The sequence below is a fragment of the Mesorhizobium sp. LNHC232B00 genome (genome assembly GCF_000502435.1).
Taxonomy (GTDB): domain Bacteria; phylum Pseudomonadota; class Alphaproteobacteria; order Rhizobiales; family Rhizobiaceae; genus Mesorhizobium; species Mesorhizobium opportunistum.
Map to the genome: position 1 here is coordinate 76,407 of NZ_AYWP01000002.1, position 25,730 is coordinate 102,136.

The following is a 25,730-nucleotide window of genomic DNA, read 5'->3' on the forward strand; positions in this document are numbered from 1 at the left end:
GAACAAATGGCCAAGACAGCGACAATAAAGGCGAAGAAACCCGCGGCCAAGGTGGCCGCAAAGACGACCCCAAAGGCGGCGGCCAAAGCAGCGGCGAAACCGACGGCAAAGGCCACCGCAAAACCCGCTGCGAAGGCCAAGGCCAAGCCGGCGAAGAAACCAGGGCTGAAGCTCAGCATGCTGAAGCCGAGCGTCAACAACATGACGGTGCGGGTTTTCGCGCGCGCGGCCGGTTTCGATGCCGCCGAGACCGACGCCTGGGGCCACACGCGCTCGCCCGAATATATGGCGCGCAATCCGGCGCACCTGACGCCGATGATCGAGGACAAGGGGCTGCCCAGAGGCGTGCTTTGGGAAAGCTGCGCCATAATGCAGTATCTCGCCAACAAGCACGGGCTGGAGAAATTCTATCCCACGGCCCCGGCCAAGCGGGCAATGGTCGACAGCGCCATGTTCTACCTGATCGGCACCCTCTACCCCTATGTGGCGCGCGCCACCTATCCGGCGCTGGGTTTCCCGCACTATGCCGGCGAGGTCGGCCACAGCGACGCCCATCCCGACAAGAAGTCCGAAGCGCAGAAAGCAGCCATGGCGGCGATCGCCGAGCCGCTGGAGGTCTTCCACAGCTTCTTCAGAGACGGCAAGCCGTTCATCGGAGGCAAGCACCCGTCGATCGCCGACATCCGGCTGGCGGCGACGCTCGAATTCCTGGCCGTCATCGACTACGCGCTGCCCAGATGGACAAGGGAGTACATGGCGGCAATCGAGAAGAAGCTCGGCAAGGCCTACGCCGAGCCGGCCGGCGACGTGCGCGGCTATATCGCCCATGTGAAGTCGCAGGCCAAGAGTTAGGGATTCGTTAACCAAAGCCCTGTCTACTGCCCGGAATTCACCGCGCGACCACGGATGTACTGGCGCCGAGGTGGAAGGAAAGGTCGGCCCCGCGCCGGCCTTTTGCTTTTTGGGGTGGTGGTGCCGGGACATCGCGGCACGAAACTCAGCAACGCCGAGGCATCAACTTTTGCGTCGAGATATTGTCATTGCCAACGTCGGCTCTAACATCCCTTACAGCCAGTCCAGCCATGAATGCCGGCCGGCAGTGAAATGAGGGATTGCAATGAAGTGCGTCGCGGCAAGGCTGATGATCGCCGTTGGAATGCTGGTCGGGACCCTTCTCCCGTCACAGGCCGCGACGCTCAATACAATGGCTGATGTCGGCGCCGCGATCCAGGCATGCTGGACGCCCCCGGCGGATGCCGGGAATTCGACCGTAACCCTGAGCTTCAGCTTCAAGCGCGACGGCACGCTGATCGGTCCACCAAGGGCGACTGCCGTCAAAGTGGCCGGCGATGACAAGGCGCGGCAGGCGTTCATCGACGCGGCCACCGCGGCCGTCAAGAATTGCACGCCCCTGACTTTCTCGCCGACGCTGGCACAGGGCATTGGCGGCAAGGTGTTCACGTTGCAATTGGTTTCCCCGAAGCAGTTGCAATCGGTCTCCCCGAAGTAAGAGCTGCCTTCGCCGACCTTACGGTGACCATGCCCGACGCCATGGGTGAGGGAAGGCTCGCGAAAAGCAGACTGTCCGGCAGGCTTTATGCCTCTGGCCGGTACCCTCCGTGACCAACGGCTCAATAGCCCGGCGCTTTTGGGATAAATGGCTCAATGGCTCAGGCGCCGCGCCTCGGCATGCCGTGCCAGATCCGGGGTCTCGAAGACGTAGTCGTTCCAGGCCGATTCCGGAATTTGCCCGGCCAGATAGCACTCCAGCAACAGGTTCTGCTCGGCATTGAGCGGCCGTGGCGCGCCCTCATGATCAAGCCCGAGGGAATGAAAAAGGTTTCTTGTCAGTTCCGATACCGTGAAGTGGATCGACATCAGCGTTCTCCTTTGCCTTTCAACGCCGCGGCCCAGGCAAAGGTTTCAGGTCAGGTATCGGATTTAGTCGCGCGCCTGGCGTCCTGCCCTTGCAGCATTGGCGCCCACCGATCGGGCCGCACTGTTTCCGGTTCGTCTCAATCTTGAAATAAAAATGTAATATCGAATTCACAGAGGTGGTCCTATTACATTAAATGAAGGTATACTTAGGTCGAAAGTCTTGAATATTAGACTAAGCTCATTTAGTAAAAGGTTAGATCAGTCTAAAGAACGTGATTCCAGACTATCCGCAACAATGATCATGTCGTCCCGATGACCCGTTTCTGGTTTCTCATGATGATGATCGCACTGGTAATGGTGACCGCCTTTGCGCTCGGCACAACATCTTCCTACGCGGACAGTTGCAGCGCGATCAGAGGCCAGTTGTTTTCCGCCGGCCGCGGCGGCGGCGTGAGCCCGGAACTGGCGCAGCTGCGCCGCCAGCTCGCGGCGATCCAGGGCCTGGAGAGGCAGCGCAGATGCACCGCGCAAAGTGCGACGAGCGGTTTCTTCAACGCTTGCGCCGACCTTGCCAGGAACCGGTCGGACGTGCAGCGCCAGATCGTGGCCGCGTCCAATTCCGGCCGGGACATTTCGGGCCTGCAGGCACGGTTCGTGGCGCTCGGTTGCACATCCCGGGGCAAGGAGCAGCGCCCGGCGCCGAAGGCGCAGTCCGCGGCGGCAACGGCGGTGCCAACGTACAGCGGCAACACGATGCTGTTTTGCGTGCGCCTTTCGGATGGATATTTCTTCCCGGCGCCCAAGTCGCAATTCGCCGGCAACGACGATCTCAAGGATATGGCCGATCAATGCCGCTACATCTGTGACGATCCGGCGGTCGACCTCTACACGCTGAGCGATGCCAGTCTGGAAACCGAAAAAATGGCCGCGCTTGATACGCGCAAGCCTTATACGGAATTGCCGACGGCTTTCCGCTACCGTGAGGATGCCAATTTCAAGGCCTGTGACGTCAAGCGCTATTACCGGCGGGTAGCCGAACTGAGAGCGAGGACGGTCACGCCCACGAACATGAGCAATGCCATCATCCCCCTGCCGCAGCCAAAGCCGGACCTCGGCAGTGTCGGGGCAATTCCGGGATCCGGCAGCGAGGCTCCGGGCACCGCTCAGTTGCAATCGATCGAGGCCGGCAAGCGGTCGGTGCGCGTGATTGGCCCTGCCTTCTTCCCCGTGGAATAGCAACGGTTTTTCGAACCCGGCGGCCGACCGCCGCGATGAGCCTGTCGCTTACCTGGCCGCGATCCTGGCCGCCGCGATCCGGCTGGAACAGGTGCCTGCTCCCTGCGTTGTGATCGACATCAGCTGGGAGCAACGCCATGGCGACGTTCAGGGAAATGCGGGTTCTGGAGATCCTCGAAGACGGCTCCTTGACAAGGACGAGAAGATCGCCGAACTGCGCAAGATCGAATCCGAGGCGCGCGGGCTGCAGCGGGCAGCGTCGGAGAGCCCGATGGGCGACGATGACGGCTGGCAGGACGATCTGCGCCAGGTTCGTCTGGCGCTCGACAAGCTCGGTGCAAAAGAACCCAAGAAGGGCGCGGCAACGCTATAGCGTCCTATCTGCTGTAGGGTTCCGGCAGGCGCTTTCTGAAGAAGTTAGCCTAGTCGCAGACCATGCGAACGCGTTGGCCTGGAGCGCTTACATTCCTGCACGCCAGCTGCTTTTCCGGGCCGGAAGACGACGGAGCCGGGGAGGAAAGCCTCCTTTGATGCCGTTTCTGCAAGGCAGGCTTCACAACTCTGCGCTCGGAAAACCGTTCGGGCGACTGTGGTGGCGCCGGAAACGCGCCATTGTCGACCTGCGACGGTCCGTAGTCGACATTGGGTGGCGGCCGGTCCCAGAAGCGCCTGGCATCGAGCGGCCGCGGGATGATGACCGTGCCGTCATAGCTGCGCGAACAGCCGCTGCCGAAAAGCAGCGCCACGCCCAGCAAAAAAGGCCCTATCCGTCCAGACATAAGCAACACCCCTGCGGGCGCTTATAACGCAGCGTTGGCCGACCCGGCAACCGGACGGAACAACGCGGCAACAACGGTCCGGTTGCTCGTTAAGGTTAGCGGATCGTTAATGCTTCTCGGGCACATTCCGCCGACGAACCGCGGAGGGAGGGTTCGGCCTTGATTTTCGGGGTGGGGACAGCATGGCGGAAGCGGACGAAGCAATCGGCGCGCGCGGCAAGCGCGAGCCCGGCAAGGCAGCAGGGCAAGGCGGCGACGCCTTGCCACATACTGCCGACATGGATCGCGCCGAAGGGCTTCGCCAGCTTGTCGAAGCCGGCTCGGACTGGACCTGGGAGACCGATGCGGAGCTGCGCTTCTCCTGGCTTTCGCAGGGCTACCAGGCGGCGACGGGCATCGATCCGGCCGATGTGCTTGGCCGGTTCCGCTTCGATTTCCTCAACCAGGTCCTGAAGGGCAATCGCAGCGCGGCAGCGCATCTGGAGGATATGCAGGCGCGCCGACCGTTCCGCGACTTCGTCTATGAGCTGAAGGGCGGCGGCGCCGACTGCCGCTGGGTGCTGACCTCAGGCTTTCCACGCTTCGACAGCGAAGGAAAATTTGCCGGCTATCGCGGCATCGGCCGCAACGTCACCGCGCTGGCCGCCGCCTTCGAGGAGATGGCGCCGAAACAGGACGAAGACGTTTCCTCGCAAAGCCTCGCCAACCTTCGCACGATGGTCGATTCGATACCGATCGGCGTGCTCGTCCTCGATGCCCACATGCGCGCGGAGGTGATCAACCGCGCCTTCCATGACTTCTGGAGGATCGATCCAAACCGCGCCGGGATCGGCTCCAGCTTCCGCGAGCTGATGGAAGCCAGCCGTGCCATCGATCCTTTCGGTGCCGACGAGACTGCCTGGCAGCACCATGTCGCCGAGCGCGAAGCCGAGATCAGGGCCGGCGTCGCTGGCTCCAGGCAATTGCCGCACAATGACGGGCGCACGCTGGTCGCCTCACTGGCATCGCTGGCCGGTGGCAAGCGGCTCATTTCCTATGTCGATGTCACCGACATGAAGGGCCGCGAGACGGAAGCCGAGGATGCCCGCAAAAACCTCGCAACCGTTCTGGAATCGCTGCCGGCAGGCGTCATCATCTACGACCGAGACGACAAGTTCGTCTTCGCCAACCGCAAGCTGCAGGATTCGCTGCCGGCACTGAAGCCATACTGGCAGCCTGGGCGCACTTTCCGAGAGGCGCTGGAGTTCGGTCACGAGGTCGGCTACTTCCGCTCGAGCGGCGATGCCGTGGTCGACAGCCTTTATGCGGTCGATACCGAACGCTGGCTCGACGGCATGCTGAGGCGCTACCGTTTGCCAAATTCTTCCTATGAGCGTCTCAATGCTGATGGACGCTGGTACCAGGTCTACGACATGCGCACCGATGACGGCACGTTCATCGGCGTGCGCGTCGACATCAGCGACCTCAAGAGCCGCGAGGCCGCCTTGCGCGACTCGATGCGCCAGATCGATCTGTTCCGGCACGTGATGGACGAGCTGCCGGTGGCCGCCTTCATCAAGGCGCAGGACCTGAACATCGAATTCGTCAACAAGGCCTGGTGCGCGCTGACCGGCCTCGCCAAGGACGACGTCATCGGCCGGACCGACCGGCAATTGTTCGGCGCCGAGGAAGCGGAAGGCTTCAGCCATGACGACACCGATGTCGTGGCGACCGGCAATGTGCGCGAGGTCGAGGAGCCGATCACCCATCGCGACGGCACGGTGCGGCAGTTGATGACGCGCAAGAGCCGCCTGGTGGCCAGCGACGGCTCGGTGCACCTTGTCGGCTCCAGCACCGACATCACCGATGTCAAGGCACGCGAGCGGGCGCTGGAAGAAAGCATGCGCGAGAACGAGGTGTTCCGCAGCCTGATCGACAACGTGCCGGTGTCGATCTACGCCAAGCGCTCCGACCTCAGGCAGTTCTACGTCAACAAAGGCTGGTGCGATCTCACCGGTCTCGGCAAGGAAGAGGCGATCGGCAAGACCGACGTCGAGATCTTCGGGCCGGACGGCGAGGCCTTCGTCGCCGGCGACCTGGCGGTGCTGCGCACCGGCGAAACCCAGGAGATCGAGGAGACGGTGACGCTTGCCGATGGCAGCGTGCGCCACCAGTTCGCCCGAAAGGGCGCGATGATCGCGTCCGACGGTTCGCTCTATCTGATCGGATCAACCACCGACATCACCGAATTGAAAATGCGCGAGGCCGAATTGCGCGAGGCGCGCCAGCGTGCGGTGCTCGCCGACCGCGCCAAGTCGGAATTCCTCGCCAACATGAGCCATGAGATCCGCACGCCGATGAACGGCGTGCTGGGCATGGCCGAACTCCTGGCCAAATCCAATCTCGATCCAAAGCAGAAGACGTTCACCGATATCATCGTCAAATCGGGCAACGCGCTTTTGACCATCATCAACGACATCCTGGACTTCTCCAAGATCGATGCCGGCCAGCTGGTGCTCGATCCGTCGCCCTTCAATCTCGCGGAGGCGATCGAGGACGTCGCGACGCTGGTGTCGACACGCGCCAAGGAAAAGGATCTCGAACTCATCGTGCGCATCGAGCCGAGGCTCGGAAGCCTGTTCATCGGCGATGTCGGCCGCATCAGGCAGATCGTCACCAACCTGCTCGGCAATGCGGTGAAATTCACCGACGAAGGCCATGTGCTGGTCGACGTGACCGGCGAACGGATGCCGACCGGAACCAAACTGACGATCTCGGTCACCGACACCGGGATCGGCATACCCGAGGAAAAGCTGAAGCTGGTGTTCGAGAAATTCAGCCAGGTCGACACCTCCTCGACAAGGCGGCACGAGGGCACCGGGCTTGGTCTCGCCATCACCTCGCGGCTGGTCGAGCTGATGGGTGGCAAAATCGGCGTGGAGAGCGCCGAGGGCAAGGGTTCGACCTTCTGGTTCGAGGTGACGCTGCCCAGCGCCGAACAGCAGAACGGGCAGCGCATCATGCCGGTGGATGTGACCGGCGCTCGCGTGCTGATCGTCGACGACAATGCCGTGAACCGCGCAATCCTGACCGAGCAGATGACGTCGTGGACATTCGATTCATGCGCGGCTGAAAGCGGCGCCGAGGGGCTCAAGGTGCTGATCGCCGCCGCGGCCTATGGCGTACCGGTCGACTGCGTCGTGCTCGACTACCAGATGCCTGGGATGAGCGGCGCCGAAATGGCGCGCATCGTGCGAAACACCGCCGGCCTCGCCAACACCCCGATCATCATGCTGACCTCGGTCGACCAGTCGCTCGCCAACACCAGCTACCGCGATCTCGGCATCGACGCACAGCTGATCAAGCCGGCGCGCTCGTCGGTGCTGCTGGAAACGCTGGTCGCGACCGTCCAGCGCCATCGCCACACCACGGTTGGCCACGCCGCCCAGCCATCGGCAGGCGAGGCGCCTAATGCGCCTCAGCGGCCGCAATTGGCGCTGTCCGAGCAGCGCGCGCAATTGCAGCCGCCGGCGGTTCGTCCCAGGCTGCCCGCCGTCGGCGGTGACGGACAGAGGCTTGATATCCTCGTGGCAGAGGACAATGAGGTGAACCAGATGGTCTTCACCCAGATCCTTGGCGAGACCGGCTACGGCTTCGAGATCGTCAGCAACGGCCGCAAGGCACTCGACGCCTTCGGCAAGCTCAATCCGTGCATGATCCTGATGGACGTCTCGATGCCGGAGATGAGCGGTCTTGAAGCGACGGCCGCGATCCGCCGGCTGGAGGAAGAAACCGGCACGCATGTGCCGATCGTCGGCGTCACCGCGCATGCGCTCAAGGGCGATCGCGAACGGTGCCTGGAGGCGGGCATGGACGACTATCTGCCCAAACCGATCAGCCCCAGGGCCCTCTTGGAGAAGGTCGAGCGCTGGGTCGGCGCCAGCCGCCAGGTCCAGCGCAACGCGGGATAGCACCGCGTCGCGGATTCGCGGCATCTGACGACGCAAGCCGAGGGAATCAGTAGGAGATTCCCTGCTACCCCCGCGTGCAATGGCTATGGTGCGATCGCACCATATCAAAGGCTGTGCCTAGCCGGGACAATGGCGACATCGAATTCCGCTCATCCAGTTACGGGCGGGAGCAGCGACCGCCGGCAAGGAACAGCGTCACTCTACCCCAACGGACCTGTTTTCGGCGATGGCCCGGCCACGACACGCTCTGGCCTCGAGCAACGCACTCCCGTCCGGATTTTCTTCATCCTTGAAAGCCCCGTCGAATCCGGCGGTGGCTGCGCCCGGCGGACGGCCCAAGCCCATGATTCCGGGGACAAACTCGGATCGGCTCGCGAACCAGCCGCGCCACCGCCTTTGCCGGCTCCGGCGACGCGTTACCGGGCTGACATGAAACTGTCATGCGACTGTTATAATCGGAGGCTATTGGCCTCAGCGGGCGCTGGCAAGAAATGGCGCCGAGAGACCATCTTCCGAACAGGAGCAGGCCACATGAGACATTTCATCCGCTCGGCGGCCGTTGCGATTGCAATGGCTGCGGCGTCCACCATCACCCTTTCCGCGGCAATGGCAGCTGACCTTTCAGGCGCCGGCTCGACCTTCATCTATCCGGTGTTTGCCAAGTGGGCCGACACCTACAAGAAAGACACCGGCGTCGGCCTCAACTACCAGTCGATCGGTTCCGGCGGCGGCATCAAGCAGGTCATCGCCAAGACCGTGACCTTCGGCGCCACCGACAAGCCGATGTCCGATGCCGATCTGGAAAAGAACGGCCTCGTGCAGTTCCCGATGGTGATGGGCGGCATCGTGCCGATCGTCAACCTCTCCGGCGTCAAGCCGGGCGAACTCGTCCTCGACGGCAAGACGCTGGCCCAGATCTATCTCGGCGCCATCACCACCTGGGACGATGCCGCGATCAAGGCGCTGAACCCCACCCTCACCCTGCCGTCGACCGCCATCGCCGTCGTGCACCGCTCGGACGGCTCGGGCACCACCTTCAACTTCACCGACTACCTGGTGAAGCTCTCGCCCGACTGGAAGGACAAGGTCGGCTCGGACACGGCCGTTGAATGGCCGACCGGCGTCGGCGCCAAGGGCAGCGAAGGCGTTGCAAATACCGTCAAGCAGACCGACGGCGGCATCGGCTACGTCGAATACGCCTATGCCAAGCAGAACAACCTGTCCTACTCAAAGATGGTGAATGCAGCCGGCAAGGTCGTCGAGCCGTCGCTCGAATCCTTCGGCGCTGCCGCTTCGAACGCCGACTTCAAGACTGCCAAGAACTTCAACGTCATCATCACCAACGAGCCCGGCGACACCACCTGGCCGATCGCGGCTTCGACCTGGGTGCTGATCCACAAGGTTCCCGATGACGCTGCCGCCACCGGCGAAGCGCTGAAATTCTTCGCCTGGGCCTACAAGGACGGCAAGGAAACCGCCAAGGCGCTCGACTATGTGTCGATCCCCGACAGCGTCGTCGACCTGATCAAGGCTTCGTGGAAGACCGACATCCAGGCCGACGGCAAGCCCGTCTACGCCGGCGAGTAACATCTCTGGAGGAGCGCCGCGCCCGCGGCGCTCCTCTTCCTTCAACTCGAAAGAGCCGAGCTTGACATGAGCGCTGTCCAGGAAGCCTTGCCAGCCATTCGAGGTTCGCGCGACGCCATCGTCAGGCGGTTTGCGCTGACAGACGCGATCTTCCACGCAATGACCCGCGCCGCCGCGATATTGGTGCTGGTGCTGCTCGGCGGCGTCGCGATCTCGCTGTTTGCTGGCTCTTGGCAGGCCCTCTCGACCTTCGGCTTCTCGTTCCTGACCAGCGAAAGCTGGAACCCGGTGACGGAGAAATTCGGCGCGCTGGCGCCGATCTACGGCACCATCATCACCTCGGCAATCGCCATCCTGATCGCCGTGCCGCTCGGCATCGGCATCGCCATCTTCCTCACCGAGCTTTGCCCGCGCCCGCTGCGGCGCCCCATCGGCATGGCGGTGGAATTGCTGGCCGGCATTCCCTCGATCATCTACGGCATCTGGGGCCTGTTCGTGCTGGCGCCGTTCCTGCAGACCACGGTGCAGCCGTTCATCATCAGCGTGTTCCACGGCGTCCCCGGCCTCAGCAGCCTGTTTGCCGGCCCGCCTTACGGCATCGGCCTGCTGACATCGTCGATGATCCTTGCCATCATGGTGCTGCCTTTCATCACCTCGATTACCAAGGACGTCTTCGACACGGTGCCTCCGGTGCTGAAGGAATCGGCCTACGGCATCGGCTGCACGACCTGGGAAGTGACGCGCCGCGTCGTCATTCCCTACACGCGGATCGGCATCATGGGCGGCGTCATGCTCGGCCTTGGCCGCGCGCTCGGCGAGACCATGGCGGTGACCTTCGTCATCGGCAACGCCCACCGCATCAGTACGTCGCTGTTTGCGCCCGCAACGACGATCTCCGCGACCATCGCCAACGAATTCACCGAAGCGGTCGGCGATCTCTACACGTCTTCGCTGGTGGCGCTCGGCCTGATTCTGTTCGTCATCACTTTCCTGATCCTTGCCATCGCACGCTACATGCTGATGCGCATCGACGCCCGCACCGGAGCCTGAACCGATGTCGACAGCCACGTCGCTTCACCAGAGCCGCAAGCGCAAGAATGGCGTGATGATGACGCTGTGCGTCGCCGCGGCGGGCATCGGCCTTGCCTGGCTGGCGCTCATTCTCGGCGCCTTGCTCTACAAGGGCCTGTCGGGCGTCAATCTTTCGGTCTTCACGGAAATGACCCCGCCGCCCGGCGACGCCGGCGGCCTGCTCAACGCCATCTACGGCAGCATCGTGATGACCGTCATCGGCATCATTGTCGGCACGCCGATCGGTGTGCTGGCCGGCACCTACATGGCCGAATACGGCCGCTTTTCGAAGCTCACCACCATTGTCCGCTTCATCAACGACATCCTTCTGTCGGCGCCGTCGATCATCATCGGCCTGTTCGTCTACGAATTGATGATTCGGCCGATGGGGCACTTCTCGGCGATCGCCGGCGCCGTCGCGCTGGCGATCCTGGTCATCCCCGTCGTCGTGCGCACCACCGAGGACATGCTCAATCTGGTGCCCAACGCCTTGCGCGAAGCCGGCACCGCGATCGGCGCGCCGCGCTGGGTGGTCATCCGTTCTGTCGCCTACCGCGCCGCGCTTTCGGGCATCGTCACCGGCATATTGCTGGCCATTGCCCGTATCTCCGGCGAGACGGCGCCGCTGCTGTTCACCGCGCTCAACAACCAGTTCTGGTCGAGCAATCTCAACGCGCCGATGGCCAGCCTGCCTGTCACCATCTTCCAGTTCGCTCTCAGCCCCTACGAGGAATGGCAGCAACTGGCCTGGACCGGCGCACTCATAATTACATTGACGGTTCTCGCGCTCAGCATCTTTGCGCGCAGCCTGACCGGACGCAGAGAGGACAAATGAGCCAGATGTTGTCTCCAGACATGACGATCGCCGCCGAGGCAGCCGCCAAGGCAAAGATCGAGGTCAAGAACCTCAATTTCTACTACGGCCAGTCGAAGGCGCTGAAGGACATCACGCTGTCGCTGCCCGAACGCAGCGTCACCGCCTTCATCGGACCGTCGGGCTGCGGAAAGTCGACGCTGCTGCGCGTCTTCAACCGCATCTACGAGCTCTATCCCAGGCAGACAGCCGAGGGCCAGGTGCTGCTCGACGGCAAGAACGTTCTCGACCGCTCGCAGGATCTCAACCTGTTGCGCACCAAGATCGGCATGGTGTTCCAGAAGCCGACGCCGTTCCCGATGTCGATCTATGAGAACATCGCCTTCGGTGTCAGGCTCTATGAGAAGATCAGCAAGGCCGAGATGGACGGCCGCGTCGAACAGGCGCTGAAGCGCGCAGCACTCTGGACCGAGGTCAAGGACAAGCTCAATGCCAGCGGCCTCAGCCTTTCGGGCGGCCAGCAGCAGCGGCTCTGCATTGCCCGTACCGTGGCGGTGAAGCCGGAAGTCATCCTGCTCGACGAGCCGGCCTCGGCGCTCGATCCGCTGTCGACCGCCAAGATCGAGGAGCTGATCGACGAATTGCAGGCCGACTACACGATCGTCATCGTCACCCACAACATGCAGCAGGCGGCGCGCGTGTCGAAGCAGACGGCCTTCATGTACCTGGGCGAACTGGTCGAGTTCGACAAGACGGAGAAGATATTCACGTCGCCCCGCGAGAAGCGCACGCAGGACTACATCACCGGCCGCTTCGGCTGATCGCACGCATACGAGGACCAGGATCATGGCCGAACACACGGTTGCAGCCTTCGACGAAGATCTCGGACAGATCAGCAGGCTGATCAGCGACATGGGCGACCTCGCCGGCTCGATGGTCGGCGGTGCCACCAAGGCGCTGCTGAACTCCGACAATGCGCTCGCCCAACGCGTCGTCTCCGATGACGCGATCATGGATGCGCGCCAGCGCGAGCTGGACGACCGCGCCATCACGCTGATCGCCAAGCGCCAGCCGATGGCCGACGATCTGCGCCACGTCGTGGGCTCGATCCGCATGGCCGGCGATCTCGAACGCATCGGCGACCTTGCCAAGAACATCGCCAAGCGCGTCGGCACGGTCGGGCTCTCCGCCACGCCGCGCGACCTGTCGCACTCCATCGACGCGATGGCGCAGCTGGTGCTGATCCAGGTTCAGGGTGTCATCGAGGAATATGCGGCGCGCGATGCCGACGCACTGGCCAAGCTGCGCGCCGACGACGAGCGTATCGACGTCAAATACACTTCGGTGTTCCGCGAACTGCTGACCTACATGATGGAAGATCCGCGCAACATCACCGCCTGCACGCATCTTCTGTTCTGCGCCAAGAACCTCGAACGCATCGGCGACCACGTGACCAACATCGCCGAGAATGCGTATTATGTGCTGACCGGCACACAGCTGCCCGCCAATCGTCCGAAGCAGGACGAAACCGCGATGTCGGCGCCGGCGGCATAGCAGGGGTGACCAGCCGATGATCGCGCCACGCATCATGGTGGTGGAGGATGAGGAGCCGCTAGGGGTGCTGCTCCGCTACAATCTGGAATCCGAGGGCTACCAGGTCGAGGTGGTGACGCGCGGCGACGAGGCGGAGATCCGCCTGCAGGAGAACGTGCCCGACCTTCTGGTGCTCGACTGGATGGTGCCGGCGGTGTCCGGCATCGAACTCTGCCGGCGCCTGCGGATGCGGCCCGAGACCGAGCGGCTGCCGATCATCATGCTGACCGCGCGGGGCGAGGAGAGCGACCGCGTGCGCGGCCTGTCGACCGGCGCCGACGACTATCTGGTCAAGCCGTTCTCGACGCCGGAATTCATGGCACGCGTCAAGGCGCTGCTGCGCCGCGCTAAACCTGAAGTGCTGTCCAGCGTGCTCAAGGTCGGCGATATCGTGCTCGACCGCGAATCGCACCGCGTCTACCGCAAGAAGAGCGAGATCCGGCTCGGACCGACCGAGTTCCGCCTGCTCGAATTCATGATGCGCCATCCCGGCCGCGTGTTCTCGCGCAGCCAGTTGCTCGACAATGTCTGGGGCGAGACGATCTACATCGACGAGCGCACCGTCGACGTGCATGTCGGGCGGCTGCGCAAGGCGGTCAACAATGGCCGCATGCCGGATGTGATCCGCACGATTCGTGGGGCGGGCTACGCGATCCGGGAAGATTAGGGGATATGCTGATATTCAGGTGATGCCGGCCTGCGAATGGCGGCTTCCTGCGCTTCCGGTACTCACGGACCCAAATGTCCGCTCCGTTCCGGTTCTCGGAATCCACCATCCTCGCCTCGGCCTGACCTGAATCTCAGCACGTCCCAGGTCGCGATCCGATATTCGGTTCAGGCCACATTCTTCCCAGCCGCGCCTGCTCTCGCCTGCACGCCCGGCGCGAAAATCTCCTGGTCGACGAAGGTCAGCGCGCGCATGGCGCAGCCTTCGCGGATCAGCGGCAGTTCGTTAGGCTCGGTGTCGAAAGAGATCGATTTCGAGTGCTGGCCGCCGGCGGTCTGGGCAATCGCCTCGCGCAAGGCCGGCTCGATCAGGTCGAAGGCGGCGGCGCTGACGCCGACCATGGCGACGGGGGCGGGATCGATCAGCGCGAACAGGCTGCCGAGGCCATAGCCGAGTGCCTCGCCGGCCTTGCGATAGGCCTGGCGCTCCGGTCCGTCCTTGTCGCGCGCCGAGGCCGCCAGCGCCCGCATGTCGGCGTCGCTGACGTCGACCGGTTCGGTGTCCTCGCCAAGCTGCCTCGCGCTTCGCCAGATGGCGTAGTTGCCGGCGTAGGCCTCGACGCAGCCGCGCCGTCCGCAGCGGCAGAGTGCGCCGCCCGGCCGGTGGATCATGTGGCCGAATTCGCCACCCGACGAGTGGGTGCCGGTGAACAGTTGGCCTTTCAGCACCAGGCCCATGCCGATGCCGTGAGACAGCAGAATGGCGATGAAGTCGTCGCGGTAGCGCTCGGGATCGCGCCAGCGCAGCGCCACCGCCATCATGTTGCAGTCGTTTTCCATGGTGGCGGGGATGCCGAACTCGGCCTCGAATATGTCGGCGAACGCGATGTCGGTCTGCGGCGTGATCGGCGACCACAGCATGGCGCGCGCCTCGGTATCGGTGATGCCCTGGATGGCCAGTGCGATGCGGGCGACGCTGCGGACATCGATGTCGGGATCGTCGATGCGGCGCCGCACGATGGCGACGCATTCGCCGATCAGCGCCTCGCGCGACATAGTCAGCGTGTCCAGCCGGCGCTGTTCCTCCGATATCACCTGGCCGGCATAGTCGATGACGGCGACCGACAGGAAATTCAGCGACAGCACCACGGTCATCACCGCCGCCGCCTCCGGGTTGAGGGTAAGGCCGACCTGCGGCCGGCCGCGTTTCAGCGAGCCGGCCTCGCTCGGCTTGCCCTCGGTCAGGACGCCTTCGCCGATCAGGTCGGAGGAGATCGCCGAAATGGTCGAGTGGCTGAGACCGGTGGTGGCGGCGATCTCGGTGCGCGAAGGCTGACCGGCACGGCGCACGGCCGAGATCACCATGGCGCGGTTGCGCCGGCGCAGATCGTCGTGGCGGATTCCGACCGACATGTTTCCCACATCCTCCCGGTCGCCGCGGCCTTTCGTGCCTCCCGAAGGCCGCCAAGCGACGCCACCAAATACTGGCAGAAGCGCCGCACGCTGTCATTATTTATTCCGGAGCTCGAAAAAAAGTCCGCGGCACCTCAAAATCCATCAGAATCATCGTTGACAGTGTTCCGGCGATGGACCAGTGTTTTTTCGAGGCTCGAAAAAATAGGGCCTTTGTGCCGGCCTTAGGGTCAGTTTGGTCGCGCCGTACGCGGCGCAGGGAGGAATATCATGAAGAAATTCACAGCCGCCATCCTGGCGGGTGTCGCCATGTCGCTGACGCTTGCGTCGGTCGCGCAGGCGAAGGACAAGGTCATCGGCGTTTCCTGGTCCAACTTCCAGGAAGAGCGCTGGAAGACCGACGAGGCCGCGATGAAAAAAGCGATCGAGGCCGCCGGCGACAAGTACATCTCCGCCGACGCGCAGTCCAATCCCGGCAAGCAGCTCACCGATGTCGAAAGCCTGATCTCGCAAGGCGCCAATTCGCTGATCATCCTGGCGCAGGACGCCTCGGCCATCGGCCCGGCGGTGCAGAAGGCATTGGACGAAGGCATTCCGGTCGTCGGCTATGACCGCCTGATCGAGAACAAGGACGTCTTCTACCTGACCTTCGACAACAAGGAAGTCGGTCGCTTGCAGGCCAGCGCGGTGTTCAAGGCCAAGCCGGAAGGCAACTACGTCTTCATCAAGGGCTCGGGTGCCGATCCGAATGCCGACTTCCTGTTCTCGGGCTCGATGGAAGTGCTCAAGGAAGCCATCGACAGCGGCAAGATCAAGAATGTCGGCGAGGCCTATACGGACGGCTGGCTGCCCGCCAACGCCCAGAAGAACATGGAACAGTTCCTGACCGCCAACGACAACAAGGTCGACGCGGTGGTCGCGGCCAATGACGGCACCGCAGGCGGCGTCGTCGCGGCGCTGACGGCGCAAGGCCTTGCCGGCACCGTGCCGGTGTCCGGCCAGGACGGCGACCATGCGGCACTCAACCGCATCGCGCTCGGCACCCAGACCGTGTCGGTGTGGAAGGACGCGCGCGAGCTCGGCAAGAATGCCGCCGAGATCGCCTCGCAGCTGGCCGACGGCAAGAAGATGGCCGACATCGCCGGTGCGAAGGACTTCACGACGCCTGGCGGCAACACCGTCAAGTCGCTGTTCCTGACACCGGTTGCGATCACCAAGGACAATCTCAACGTGGTCATCGACGCCGGCTGGATCAAGAAGGACGAGGTCTGCGCGGGCGTCGCCGCTGGCAGCGTCGCGGCCTGCAACTGATCTCGAAGACGTCAGACAATGAAACGCCGCGGCTGCCAGGCCGCGGCGTTTTTTCAAGAAGATTTGTGTTTCCGCCGCTGGCGGGTAACTTCCAGGCTCTATTCCGGCATCCGCGCCAGACGGCAAGCCGGCGGGAGGATTTCATGACCGACACGACCTCAAATGCACCGGCCGACACCGCGCGGGCATCGGAACTTGGCGCGGTCGCCCGGTTTCTGAAGGCAACCGAACTCGACACACGCATGCTTGGCATGGTCGGTGCGCTGCTGGTCATCTGGATCGGCATTCACATCCTGTCGGGCGGACTGTTCCTGACGCCGCGCAATCTCTGGAACCTGTCGGTGCAGACGTCCTCGGTCGCGATCATGGCGACTGGCATGGTGCTGGTCATCGTCATGCGCAACATCGACCTTTCGGTTGGCTCCGTCGAAGGTGTGATCGGCATGATCATGGGCGTGGCGCAAGCCGAATCCCTCATTCGCGTCATCGGCTTCCAGCTTGGAAATCCCTGGCTCTGGATCATTGCACTGGCCGCCGGCGTGGTGCTCGGTCTCCTGATCGGCGCATTCCAGGGCTTCGTCATCGCCTACCTCGAAGTTCCGGCCTTCATCGTGACACTGGGCGGCCTGCTGGTCTGGCGCGGCATGGCATGGCTCATCACCAACGGGCGCACGGTCGCGCCACTCGACGCCACATTCCAGCTGATGGGGGGCGGACCGAGGGGCTCGATCGGCGCCACCGCCAGCTGGATCATCGGCGCCGTTGCTTGCGCGGCTGTCGCTTTCGCGCTGCTCAACGGTCGGTCGCAGCGCAAACGGTTCAACTTTCCGCTGCGTCCGGTCTGGGCGGAAACCTTTCTCGGCGTAGTCGCCTGCGCCGCCATCCTTTGCGCGGTGTGGATCGCCAATTCCTATCCGTGGCCAATCGGCATCGTACGCCAGTACGCACAGCAGAACGGCATCGCCATTCCTGAAAATGGACTGTTCATCGCCCACGGCATTGCCATACCGGTGCTGATGGCGGTCGCGGTCGGCATCGTCATGACGTTCATCACCAAGCGCACCCGTTTCGGCCGCTACGTGTTTGCCATCGGCGGCAATCCGGAGGCCGCCAATCTCGCCGGCATCAACACCCGATGGGTGACGATGAAGGTGTTCATGATCATGGGTGTGCTGGCCGCGATCAGCGCGGCGATCTCGTCGGCCCGTCTTAACGCGTCGACCAATGCGCTGGGCACGCTGGACGAGCTTTTGGTGATTGCCGCCGCCGTTATCGGCGGCACTTCGCTTGCCGGCGGCTCCGGAACGGTGCTCGGCGCCATGCTCGGCGCGCTGCTGATGCAGTCGTTGCAGTCCGGCATGGTGCTGCTCGGCATCGACTCACCGCTGCAGAGCATCGTTGTCGGCGCCGTGCTCGTCGTCGCGGTCTGGCTCGATACCGTCTACCGCAAGCGGGTCTAGGGAAGGAGAACCATCATGGCCGACAACACCGCTCCGGCATCTGCTCCCGCCGGCACGTCGCTGGTCGATATGCGCAACATCTCGATCGCCTTTGGCGGCATCCGTGCCGTCGACGACGCCTCGATCGATCTTTTCCCCGGCGAGGTCGTGGCGCTGCTCGGCCACAACGGCGCGGGCAAGTCGACCCTGATCAAGATCCTGTCCGGCGCCTACAAGCGCGATGCCGGCCAGATCTTCGTCAATGGCGAGGAAGCGGCGATCTCCAACCCGCGCGACGCCAAGAAATACGGCATCGAGACGATCTACCAGACGCTGGCGCTGGCCGACAATGTCGACGCCGCCGCCAACCTGTTCCTCGGCCGCGAGCTGATGACCGCCTGGGGCACGCTCGACGACGTCGCCATGGAGGCCGAGGCGCGCAAGGTGATGGGGCGGCTCAATCCCCGCTTCCAGCGCTTCAAGGAGCCGGTGATCAAGCTGTCTGGCGGACAGCGGCAATCGGTGGCGATCGCGCGCGCGATCCTGTTCAACGCCCGCATCCTGATCATGGACGAGCCGACCGCCGCACTCGGTCCACAGGAAACGGCGCAGGTCGGCGAACTGGTCAGGCAGCTCAAGTCGGATGGCATCGGCATCTTCCTGATCAGCCACGACATCCATGATGTGTTCGAACTGGCCGACCGGGTCTGCGTGATGAAGAACGGCCAGGTCGTCGGCACCGCGCGTACCACCGACGTGACGCAGGACGAGGTGCTCGGCATGATCATTCTGGGTAAATGTCCTCCGGGGGCCATTCCTGGGCCGGGTGCGCTGAAGATCGCCGCCTGAGGCCTTTTGGCGGTCCCATCGACCCGTCGGGCACGGTTGCCGCTCACGTGATGTATCAGCGATCACGATGGCATGGCATTGCCATTGTGTTGACCCGGCGATTTGCCCATAAAGGCCTGATATCGCTCATGGACCGCATCATCCGTTGAAGAAGCTTTTTCCAATCGTCGCGTTCATCGTGGTCGCGCTGATCAGCATGACCATGGCGGGGTTTGCCTATTTCGCGACGCAGGAAGCCGCCCGCATCAAGTTCGAAGGGGCGGCCGACGATGCGCTCAACCGAATCGAGAGCCGTATCGACCTGCATCTGTCGCTGCTGCGTTCCACGCAGGCTCTGTTCGACGCCCGCAACGGCGACATATCGCAGAATGAGTTCAAGGCATTCTTCAACGCGCTGGATATGAAGGACAATTTCGCCGGCCTGCGCGGCATAGGGTTCCTCCAACTCGTCAAGACGGGCGACGAGGCGGCTGTCGAACGCGATATCCTCCACGATTTCGGCGCCAGCCATCCGGTCTATCCGGATACGACGCAGCCCTGGCGCGCGCCCATCACTCTGTTCGAACCGCTGGATCCCTCCAACCAGGCGAGTATCGGCTACGACATGTTCAGCGAGCCGGTGCGGCGCGCGGCGATCGAAAAGGCAATGGCAGACGACCAGCAGCACGCGAGCGGGCTGGTGCAACTCGGCCAAGGCACCGGCGCCGCGCAGACCTTCACCGGCTTCCTGGTCTTCGTGCGGCTCAACGTCGAAACCGCGCCCGAGGTCATCAACGCATCGCGATCCTCGACCGCGGGCTTTCTCTACGCAGCCTTCCGGGCCCGCGACTTGTTCCAGATCGCGCTCAGCCGCACGCCGCTGCTGCCGGTCAACACCGAGATCTATGACGGCACGGTGAACGGCGACAATCTGTTGTTCCGGTCGGAGACGCCGCCCGCTTCGTCGTTTGGCGACGGGCTGCTGGTTACCCGCAAGATCATGGTGGCCGGCCGCGCATGGACCATATTGTTCAGGCCGACCAGCGCCTTTTTGCAACCGTCGTCGCGCGCCATCCCGGTGATGCTGGGGCTGTTCGGCCTGCTCGCGGCAGGCGCCATCGCGCTGGTGGCGCGCTATCAGGAACGGGCTTACGAGGCGGCATCGCGTCTGCACGAGACGACCGAAAAGAGCCTGCTCGAAAAGGACCTGATGCTGCAGGAGATGAAGCATCGCATCAAGAATTCGATCACCAGGGTGCTGGCGATCGCGCGGCAGACGGCGTCGCGGGCGACCGACGTCAACGAGTTTTCCGCATCCTTCTCGGCCAGGCTGCAGGCGATGGCGGCTTCCCAGGACATGCTGACGCGCTCGCGCTGGCAGAAGGCCGATCTCGCCGATCTGCTGCGCATCGAGCTTGGCCAGGTGTTCGGCAAGGAACTGCCCGAGGGGCTGCTGTCAGGGCCGGAGGTACTGCTCGACGAGACGACGACGCAGTCGCTTGGCCTGACCTTCCACGAACTGGCGACCAACGCGCTGAAATATGGCGATGCCGGCAATTCCGCCAATTCGCTTGGCAGTGACTGGGCGCTCAAGGTGGACTGGTCGCTGGAAGGGCGTGGGCGCGAGCGGACGCTGGCGCTGAACTGGCGGGAGGCCGGAAAAAAGAAAGTCGAGGCGCCGGCCGAAACCGGATTCGGCACCAAGCTGATCGACCTCAACGTCACGCGCGAACTGCGTGGCACGATCAAACGCGATTTCCAGGCCGATGGTCTGAAGGTGGAGATCAGAATTCCCTTGGTCGGCTGAGGTTCAGCCTGTCAGCAAGGATACACAGATTGCCGGTCATAGAAAAATCCGGAGGCCGGACACGGCCTCCGGATTTGCATTCCATTATCGCAGATTAGTTGCAGCGTGCCGTGTAGATACGGCCATGGCGGTCGCGATACTGGCAGTAGCCGTTCTGCAGCTTGCGCACCAGCAGGCCGGAACCGGCACCGACGGCCGCACCAATCAGCGCGCCCTTGCCACCGCCGACCAGGCCGCCGATACCGGCGCCAATCAAGCCGCCGCCAACCACGTCCTGCTCGGTGGAGGTGCAGCCGCTTAGAGCAGCCACCGCAACCATGGCAATAATCATCTTCCGCATTGAGTCACTCCTCACTTTGTGTCCACACTTTGGTAAGCACCAGCAGCCATTTAGCATGAAATAACGGGCTTTGCTGCTCCAATTTATTGTTGGCTAAGGTCGCCTTTTTCTGGGCGCGCCGCGTTCGATGCCACGACGAGGCTGGATATCGCCAGCGAGGCGTCGAGACTGCCATCGGTATGCACATTCCAGACGATCTGATCATAGTCATCCTCGAGTGCGGGATCGACGGCGAGGCACTTGGCGACGACATGTTGCGCCTGCCCCCGCACATCGCCCACGGCGAAGGGACGCTCGGCGGTGCATTCGTCGGCGGTCGCAAAGACGCTGACCGGAACCTGCAGCTCATGACAATCGGCCATCGAGTTGGTGCAACCGATGACCAGCAACAGTGCAGTGATGTGTTCCATGGCGAACCCTCTCGCCACAATAACGGTCCAGATCGGCCAAAAGTTCCTGGTTCCTGGGGGGTGGCTAGCGAATAATGGCTGTCGCGAGCAGCTAACATCACGTCCCCGTTGCCGGCGGGGCAGGATGGATCGCAGTCAGGTCAGCCGGAACACGGTGACCAGGAGAATCGTCGCGGCCGCGGCCAGGACCACCCCCCACAGCAGACCGTGATGAGGCGGGAAAAGTGGTTCCGCGGATGCGTCGGGATCCTGGAATTCGCCCATCGAAACACGAGCCGCCTGTTCCAGTCTGTTCATGTCGGAGACGGTCAAGCATTCCTCCCAATACCTTGTCGCAACCCAAGCAGGTTGCAGCAGTATCTGGGTAAAACAGCATCCGCCCTCATGGTGAACAGCCGGTTAAGAATCGCTGGCCGCCGCGGGCGTTCCCGGCCACCGCGCTCATTATGTCTCGAAATTGCTGTGCGGAACGACAAGGCGGTATTCGAGGTGGCCATCCACGATATCGAGGTTCGCGGTTCCATTCAGGGACGTGGGCACCACCCGCTCCAGCGCGACGCTGCCGAAACGCTTTTGACTGCCTCGGCCGCCATGGGTTCCAATGGCTTCGGCCCAGGTCAGCGACAGGACGACCTCACCGGCGGTTGCGGTGTTGAGATCGGCGCTCACCTCGACGAAACCGTCCGGCCGGGACAGGGCACCATAGCTGACCGAGTTGACGGCGAGCTCATGCATCGCCAGGCCAATATGCAGTGCGGCGTTGGGATTGAGGTAGGGATTGGCGCCCCGGAAGTGAAGGCTGTGCGATGTGCTCGTGCCATAGCGACCGACCTGGCTTGCCACCAGTTCATGGAGGGCCGCACCGCGCCAGTTGGAAGAAGTCACCAGGTCCTGGGAGGACGCCAGCGACTGCAGCCGGCCACGAAAACGGGTCAGGAAATCGCTGATGCCGTCGGAATAGCGGCCGGTCTGGGTCGCTATGCTCTGGATGATCGCCAGCAGGTTCTTCGAGCGGTGGCTGACTTCGCGTAACAGCGTCGTCAATGTCTGTTCGCGGCGCTTCTGCTCGGTCGTCTCGACCATTGTGGTGACCACGCCTTGCACATCGCCGCTGTCGCCATGGTCGGCATCGACCCATACCTGGAACCAACGGATGCCATCTTCGCCCGGGACACTGATCTCAAGCCGCTCCGGATTGCCGGTCGCGACGACATCGCCCTTTGCGGCGCGGATGCGGTCGGCCTGCGCTACCGGCAAGATGCCATTGCCCTCGGCGTTGTCGGAGACCCAGGGCGCACGCATGTTGCGAGCCCATACGGTCTTCATCTCGCGATCCTGATAGAGGACGGAAATGCCGGCATTGTGCAGCGCGTGGAGAAGCGCCCGGCCAAGCTGCATGCCGCTTTCCGCCGGATGCAGCGCGATGACTTCGTCACTCCCCGCGCCTTCCGTCCTATCTGAAGTCTTGGAGCGCATCGGTCAATCTGTCCACCCCTGCTAGGCTGAACGGTTCCCCGGCAAATGGGTTCCCAAGGAAAAACCAGCTTCCAAATAGCGGTCCGCCGGACGGCGTCCGTTTGAGGGACACCGCCCGGCGGTGGCTGGAAACCGTTTGAGGGGTGCGGCTTCCAGTGTTCGCCTGAATGAAGGTCGCCTCATGCCCGCCTGAACAAACCGGCAAGAAGCGAGATGATCAGGAAGGCGAGAAAGACGAAGAACAATATCTGCGCGATGCCAGCAGACGTGCCGGCGATGCCGCCGAAACCAAGCGCGCCGGCTATGATGGCCACGACGAGAAATACGAGCGCCCAGTAAAGCATGGTTCATCTCCTTCCGAATGGTGCGAGCAAAACGTGGGTGGTTGCGGTTTGTTCCACCATTTGCTGAAAAAGACGACGCTTGCAAACGGTTCCGGGGAAATCGCTGATGAGGGAACCCCGGCTTGCAAAGGCCCGCCCGATGCGGCATCGGGCGGCCCTTGCCGGGAAGTCTTGTTGCCAGTCGGATCTTGCGGTTGGACGCCGGGTCTATGCGGCGGCCTTGGCCTGACGGTCGAAGAACAGCGCCTGGCTGATCAGCGCCTTGACCATGTCGGGGTTGAATGGCTTCGTCACCAGGAAAGCCGGCTCGGGGCGCTCGCCGGTCAGGAGGCGCTCGGGAAAGGCGGTGATGAAGATGACCGGCACCGACGTTGATGACAGGATCTCGTTGACCGCTTCGATACCCGAACTGCCGTCGGCGAGCTGAATGTCGGCCAGCACCATCTTCGGCCGCGTCTTGCCGAACAGCGTCACCGCTTCGGCATGGGTGCGCGCCGTTCCCACGACGCGGTGGCCGAGGCTCTCGACCATCTCCTCTATGTCCATGGCGATCAACGGTTCGTCCTCGATGATCAGCACGTCGGTTGCCACCTGGCGAGAGATCTCATTGCTCGCCTGGGCGAGCAGCTCGGAGAATTCCTGGTCGCCGACGTCGAGGATCTCGGCCGCCTCGTCCTCGCTGAAGCCTTCGACGGCGACCAGCAGGAAGGCCTGCCGGGGAAGCGGCGCGATCGCATTGAGATTGGCGGCTGCGCGCTGCTCCCATGCCGATTGTGCCTGCTCCTGCGGAACACGGATGGCGACCGACGTGAACAGTTTGGCGAAAACCTTGTAGAGGGCGATACGGTCGCTCGATGCTTCGGGAAAAATATCGACATCGGCAATGATGGCCTCGAGCATCGCGGCGACCAGCGCATCTCCGCTCTCCTGGGACCCGGAAACGGCGCGCGAGAAGCGGCGCAGGAACGGCAGGTGCGGGGCGATGGTGGCGGATAAACTCATGGTAGGACGTCTCCCTCAGAATGACGCGATTGCCTGGATTTGCAGGTCGAGCTGATTGCAGGCCCAGCTAACATAACGCGGGCTCTCCGAAAAAGTTCCGGCGCAAATGGAACGAATGGGCGCGAACGGCGTTTGGGGTTGGGATGGGCGACCAGACGAGGATGCCGCTTGCCTTGTGTCGAGTTGAATTCAAGCGGCTTCCGTGCTGGGAATATAAGGGCGAAATGAAGGATATGACCAAAGAAATTTTGACTGGCGCCGCGGGCAGGCGCCGGAACGGTTCGGGCGACCCGCTCGGGCCGAACTCCGAAATCGGACGCAAACTCAAGCAGTATTACGACGAGCTGGTCTCCGACGATGTGCCGGATCGCTTTGCCCAGTTGCTCAGGCAACTGGAACGGACCGAACCCGCGCAGAAGAAGGACTGAGGCATGGCAGCGGTCTCCCAAGGCTTCAAGACCGATCTGCTTGGGGCGATCCCAAGCTTGCGGGCCTTTGCCGTGTCGTTGACGCAGAATGCCGACAAGGCCGACGACCTCGTTCAGGAGACGCTGGTCAAGGCGTGGGACAAGCATGAGAGCTTCCAGCCCGGCACCAATCTCAAGGCATGGCTTTTCACCATCCTGCGCAATGAGTTCTATTCGCAAATGCGCAAGCGGGGCCGCGAGGTGCAGGACAGCGACGGCATCATGACGGCCAGGCTTGCGGTGCATCCGGCCCAGCACGGCCAACTCGACCTCAAGGATTTTCGTGGCGCTCTCGAGCAATTGCCGGAAGACCAGCGTGAGGCCATCATCCTCATCGGTGCTTCGGGCTTCTCCTACGAGGAGGCCGCCGAAATCTGCGGTTGCGCGGTCGGAACGATCAAGAGCCGGGTCAGCAGGGCCCGCACGCGCCTGCAGGAAATCCTGAAGATCTCCGGTGAAGATGAATATGGTCCCGATGCGATCTCGACCCAGGTCACAGGGACGGCAGCGCATTGAAGCGTGCCCTGTAGCGGGAACCCGGATGCCGCCGCGTCGGTCTCAATCAAGCGAGCCACGTCCGTAGGCCAGCGCCACCGCTTCGACCAGATCTTCGCCTGAATAGGGTTTGGTGACCAGCCTCACCCCTGGAAACGTTGCCTTAATCTCGTCCGCATCCGAATAGCCGGAGGCAAACACGAAGGGGACGCCTGTTTCACGCAGGCCCGCGGCGAATTCGAGCGTGGAAGTGCCGCCCAGCATCAGATCGACGATGGCCGCGTCGAATTGCGTTGCGACCTTTCGGCCATCGACTTCGGTCAGGTCGCGGGCAATCACCACCTCGCCTGCACCGTGGTCACGGCAAAGCTGCTCGACGTCCATGGCTATGAGGAACTCGTCTTCCAAGACAAGAATGCGCAATCCATCAAGTAACGGGGGCACAGGCAATGGCTCCTTGAAACGGTGGAAGTCATGATGGTTATTTGGGCCGTTGTCATTTAAAAAAGACATGCCGCCGCTCGTCTAACAGAGACATCCCGCCGCTCGTCGGAACTTCGATCCCGGCAAAGCGTTTCAAAATCTTGCCTGCCGCCCGGCGGGCTCTCGAGGAGGGGTCGAAATGCCAAGCCAGAATGGGCGCTTTTCAGCTGATGGATCGCAAGCTGGTCGTCTGGCGCGACGGCGGTTGCGAGGCGCTAAAGCAGCTCGGGAGGGCCGAGCTCTGACGCAATGCATCTTGCCAGATCGGGTGCGCGCGGGCAGCTTTCCAGGTAGTTTGGACCGATGCCGGAACGTTAAGCCGCACGGCGCGTTTGAAATCG

Annotated in this window: 26 protein-coding genes and 1 pseudogene; 17 read left to right on the forward strand and 10 right to left on the reverse strand. The window is 63.0% G+C overall.

All coding sequences use genetic code 11. The features are described from left to right. The first annotated feature begins 6 nt into the window (after positions 1-6). Together X743_RS166085 and X743_RS166080 are read left to right on the forward strand one after the other, a co-directional pair. Positions 7-852, forward strand: a complete 846-nt coding sequence (locus tag X743_RS166085; RefSeq protein WP_023763733.1) for a glutathione S-transferase family protein — start codon at positions 7-9, stop codon at positions 850-852. 265 nt (positions 853-1,117) lie between these two features. Next, positions 1,118-1,510, forward strand: a complete 393-nt coding sequence (locus X743_RS166080) for a hypothetical protein (RefSeq protein ID WP_023763734.1) — start codon at positions 1,118-1,120, stop codon at positions 1,508-1,510. A 152-nt stretch (positions 1,511-1,662) separates the two neighbouring features. Here X743_RS166080 and X743_RS166075 read toward each other — a convergent pair whose 3' ends face one another. After that, complete coding sequence (locus X743_RS166075; RefSeq protein ID WP_023763735.1) at positions 1,663-1,878, reverse strand: hypothetical protein; 216 nt, start codon at positions 1,876-1,878, stop codon at positions 1,663-1,665. 312 nt (positions 1,879-2,190) lie between these two features. On the opposite strand from X743_RS166075, the gene X743_RS166070 reads away from it, so the two are divergent. Further along, a complete protein-coding gene (locus tag X743_RS166070) occupies positions 2,191-3,114 on the forward strand; it encodes a DUF2865 domain-containing protein (protein WP_023763736.1) in 924 nt (307 codons plus the stop codon). A 137-nt stretch (positions 3,115-3,251) separates the two neighbouring features. After that, positions 3,252-3,487: pseudogene (locus X743_RS1000000174090) on the forward strand (hypothetical protein). A gap of 49 nt (positions 3,488-3,536) precedes the next feature. On the opposite strand, the gene X743_RS166065 reads toward X743_RS1000000174090, so the two are convergent. Beyond that, a complete protein-coding gene (locus tag X743_RS166065; RefSeq protein WP_224686826.1) occupies positions 3,537-3,893 on the reverse strand; it encodes a hypothetical protein in 357 nt (118 codons plus the stop codon). Positions 3,894-4,075: 182 nt separating this feature from the next. On the opposite strand from X743_RS166065, the gene X743_RS166060 reads away from it, so the two are divergent. The 7 genes from X743_RS166060 (at position 4,076) to phoB (ending at position 13,575) form a co-directional block, all read left to right on the forward strand. Continuing rightward, complete coding sequence (locus X743_RS166060) at positions 4,076-7,843, forward strand: PAS domain-containing protein (protein ID WP_023763738.1); 3,768 nt, start codon at positions 4,076-4,078, stop codon at positions 7,841-7,843. A 531-nt stretch (positions 7,844-8,374) separates the two neighbouring features. After that, positions 8,375-9,430, forward strand: a complete 1,056-nt coding sequence (gene pstS / locus X743_RS166055; RefSeq protein ID WP_023763739.1) for a phosphate ABC transporter substrate-binding protein PstS — start codon at positions 8,375-8,377, stop codon at positions 9,428-9,430. A gap of 66 nt (positions 9,431-9,496) precedes the next feature. Continuing rightward, positions 9,497-10,480, forward strand: coding sequence for a phosphate ABC transporter permease subunit PstC (gene pstC / locus X743_RS166050; RefSeq protein ID WP_023763740.1), 984 nt, complete (start codon positions 9,497-9,499; stop codon positions 10,478-10,480). Positions 10,481-10,484: 4 nt separating this feature from the next. Then, on the forward strand, positions 10,485-11,336 hold the full coding sequence (pstA, locus tag X743_RS166045; RefSeq protein WP_023763741.1) for a phosphate ABC transporter permease PstA: 852 nt from the start codon (positions 10,485-10,487) through the stop codon (positions 11,334-11,336). Further along, a complete protein-coding gene (pstB, locus tag X743_RS166040; RefSeq protein ID WP_013892654.1) occupies positions 11,333-12,136 on the forward strand; it encodes a phosphate ABC transporter ATP-binding protein PstB in 804 nt (267 codons plus the stop codon). The genes pstA and pstB overlap by 4 nt, the downstream gene beginning before the upstream one ends. Positions 12,137-12,161: 25 nt before the next feature. After that, positions 12,162-12,869, forward strand: coding sequence for a phosphate signaling complex protein PhoU (gene phoU / locus X743_RS166035; protein WP_023763742.1), 708 nt, complete (start codon positions 12,162-12,164; stop codon positions 12,867-12,869). Between the two features lie 16 nt (positions 12,870-12,885). Next, complete coding sequence (phoB, locus tag X743_RS166030) at positions 12,886-13,575, forward strand: phosphate regulon transcriptional regulator PhoB (RefSeq protein WP_010911896.1); 690 nt, start codon at positions 12,886-12,888, stop codon at positions 13,573-13,575. Positions 13,576-13,742: 167 nt separating this feature from the next. Here phoB and X743_RS166025 read toward each other — a convergent pair whose 3' ends face one another. Further along, positions 13,743-14,987, reverse strand: coding sequence for an ROK family protein (locus X743_RS166025; protein WP_023763744.1), 1,245 nt, complete (start codon positions 14,985-14,987; stop codon positions 13,743-13,745). A 270-nt stretch (positions 14,988-15,257) separates the two neighbouring features. Between X743_RS166025 and xylF the strand changes: the two genes are divergently transcribed. The 4 genes from xylF to X743_RS166005 all read left to right on the forward strand — a co-directional run bounded on the left by xylF (position 15,258) and on the right by X743_RS166005 (position 20,372). Then, positions 15,258-16,298: a D-xylose ABC transporter substrate-binding protein gene (gene xylF, locus X743_RS166020; RefSeq protein ID WP_013892657.1), complete on the forward strand. Its 1,041-nt coding sequence runs from the start codon at positions 15,258-15,260 to the stop codon at positions 16,296-16,298. 143 nt (positions 16,299-16,441) lie between these two features. Further along, complete coding sequence (locus tag X743_RS166015) at positions 16,442-17,758, forward strand: sugar ABC transporter permease (RefSeq protein WP_023763745.1); 1,317 nt, start codon at positions 16,442-16,444, stop codon at positions 17,756-17,758. A gap of 15 nt (positions 17,759-17,773) precedes the next feature. Then, positions 17,774-18,586, forward strand: a complete 813-nt coding sequence (locus X743_RS166010; RefSeq protein ID WP_013892659.1) for an ATP-binding cassette domain-containing protein — start codon at positions 17,774-17,776, stop codon at positions 18,584-18,586. A gap of 145 nt (positions 18,587-18,731) precedes the next feature. After that, positions 18,732-20,372: a CHASE domain-containing protein gene (locus X743_RS166005; RefSeq protein WP_023763746.1), complete on the forward strand. Its 1,641-nt coding sequence runs from the start codon at positions 18,732-18,734 to the stop codon at positions 20,370-20,372. A gap of 94 nt (positions 20,373-20,466) precedes the next feature. On the opposite strand, the gene X743_RS166000 is transcribed toward X743_RS166005, so the two are convergent. From X743_RS166000 to X743_RS165980, 6 genes are all read right to left on the reverse strand, one after another. Then, positions 20,467-20,712, reverse strand: a complete 246-nt coding sequence (locus tag X743_RS166000) for a YMGG-like glycine zipper-containing protein (protein WP_023763747.1) — start codon at positions 20,710-20,712, stop codon at positions 20,467-20,469. 83 nt (positions 20,713-20,795) lie between these two features. After that, a complete protein-coding gene (locus tag X743_RS165995; RefSeq protein WP_023763748.1) occupies positions 20,796-21,122 on the reverse strand; it encodes a hypothetical protein in 327 nt (108 codons plus the stop codon). Between the two features lie 135 nt (positions 21,123-21,257). Continuing rightward, the gene (locus X743_RS1000000172705) at positions 21,258-21,434 is read right to left on the reverse strand and encodes a hypothetical protein (protein WP_023763749.1); all 177 of its coding nucleotides are present in this window, start codon (positions 21,432-21,434) and stop codon (positions 21,258-21,260) included. A 132-nt stretch (positions 21,435-21,566) separates the two neighbouring features. Continuing rightward, positions 21,567-22,598, reverse strand: coding sequence for a sensor histidine kinase (locus X743_RS165990; RefSeq protein WP_023763750.1), 1,032 nt, complete (start codon positions 22,596-22,598; stop codon positions 21,567-21,569). Between the two features lie 179 nt (positions 22,599-22,777). Then, positions 22,778-22,942 (reverse strand): DUF1328 domain-containing protein, encoded by a 165-nt coding sequence (locus tag X743_RS1000000170285; protein WP_013892665.1) that lies wholly within the window; start codon positions 22,940-22,942, stop codon positions 22,778-22,780. 207 nt (positions 22,943-23,149) lie between these two features. Further along, positions 23,150-23,944: a response regulator gene (locus tag X743_RS165980; protein WP_023763751.1), complete on the reverse strand. Its 795-nt coding sequence runs from the start codon at positions 23,942-23,944 to the stop codon at positions 23,150-23,152. 224 nt (positions 23,945-24,168) lie between these two features. On the opposite strand from X743_RS165980, the gene X743_RS165975 reads away from it, so the two are divergent. Then, positions 24,169-24,372, forward strand: a complete 204-nt coding sequence (locus X743_RS165975) for a NepR family anti-sigma factor (protein WP_013892667.1) — start codon at positions 24,169-24,171, stop codon at positions 24,370-24,372. 3 nt (positions 24,373-24,375) lie between these two features. Further along, complete coding sequence (locus X743_RS165970; protein WP_013892668.1) at positions 24,376-24,927, forward strand: sigma-70 family RNA polymerase sigma factor; 552 nt, start codon at positions 24,376-24,378, stop codon at positions 24,925-24,927. Between the two features lie 42 nt (positions 24,928-24,969). Here X743_RS165970 and X743_RS28540 read toward each other — a convergent pair whose 3' ends face one another. Next, positions 24,970-25,419 (reverse strand): response regulator, encoded by a 450-nt coding sequence (locus tag X743_RS28540; RefSeq protein WP_031257401.1) that lies wholly within the window; start codon positions 25,417-25,419, stop codon positions 24,970-24,972. Positions 25,420-25,730 lie beyond the last annotated feature (311 nt).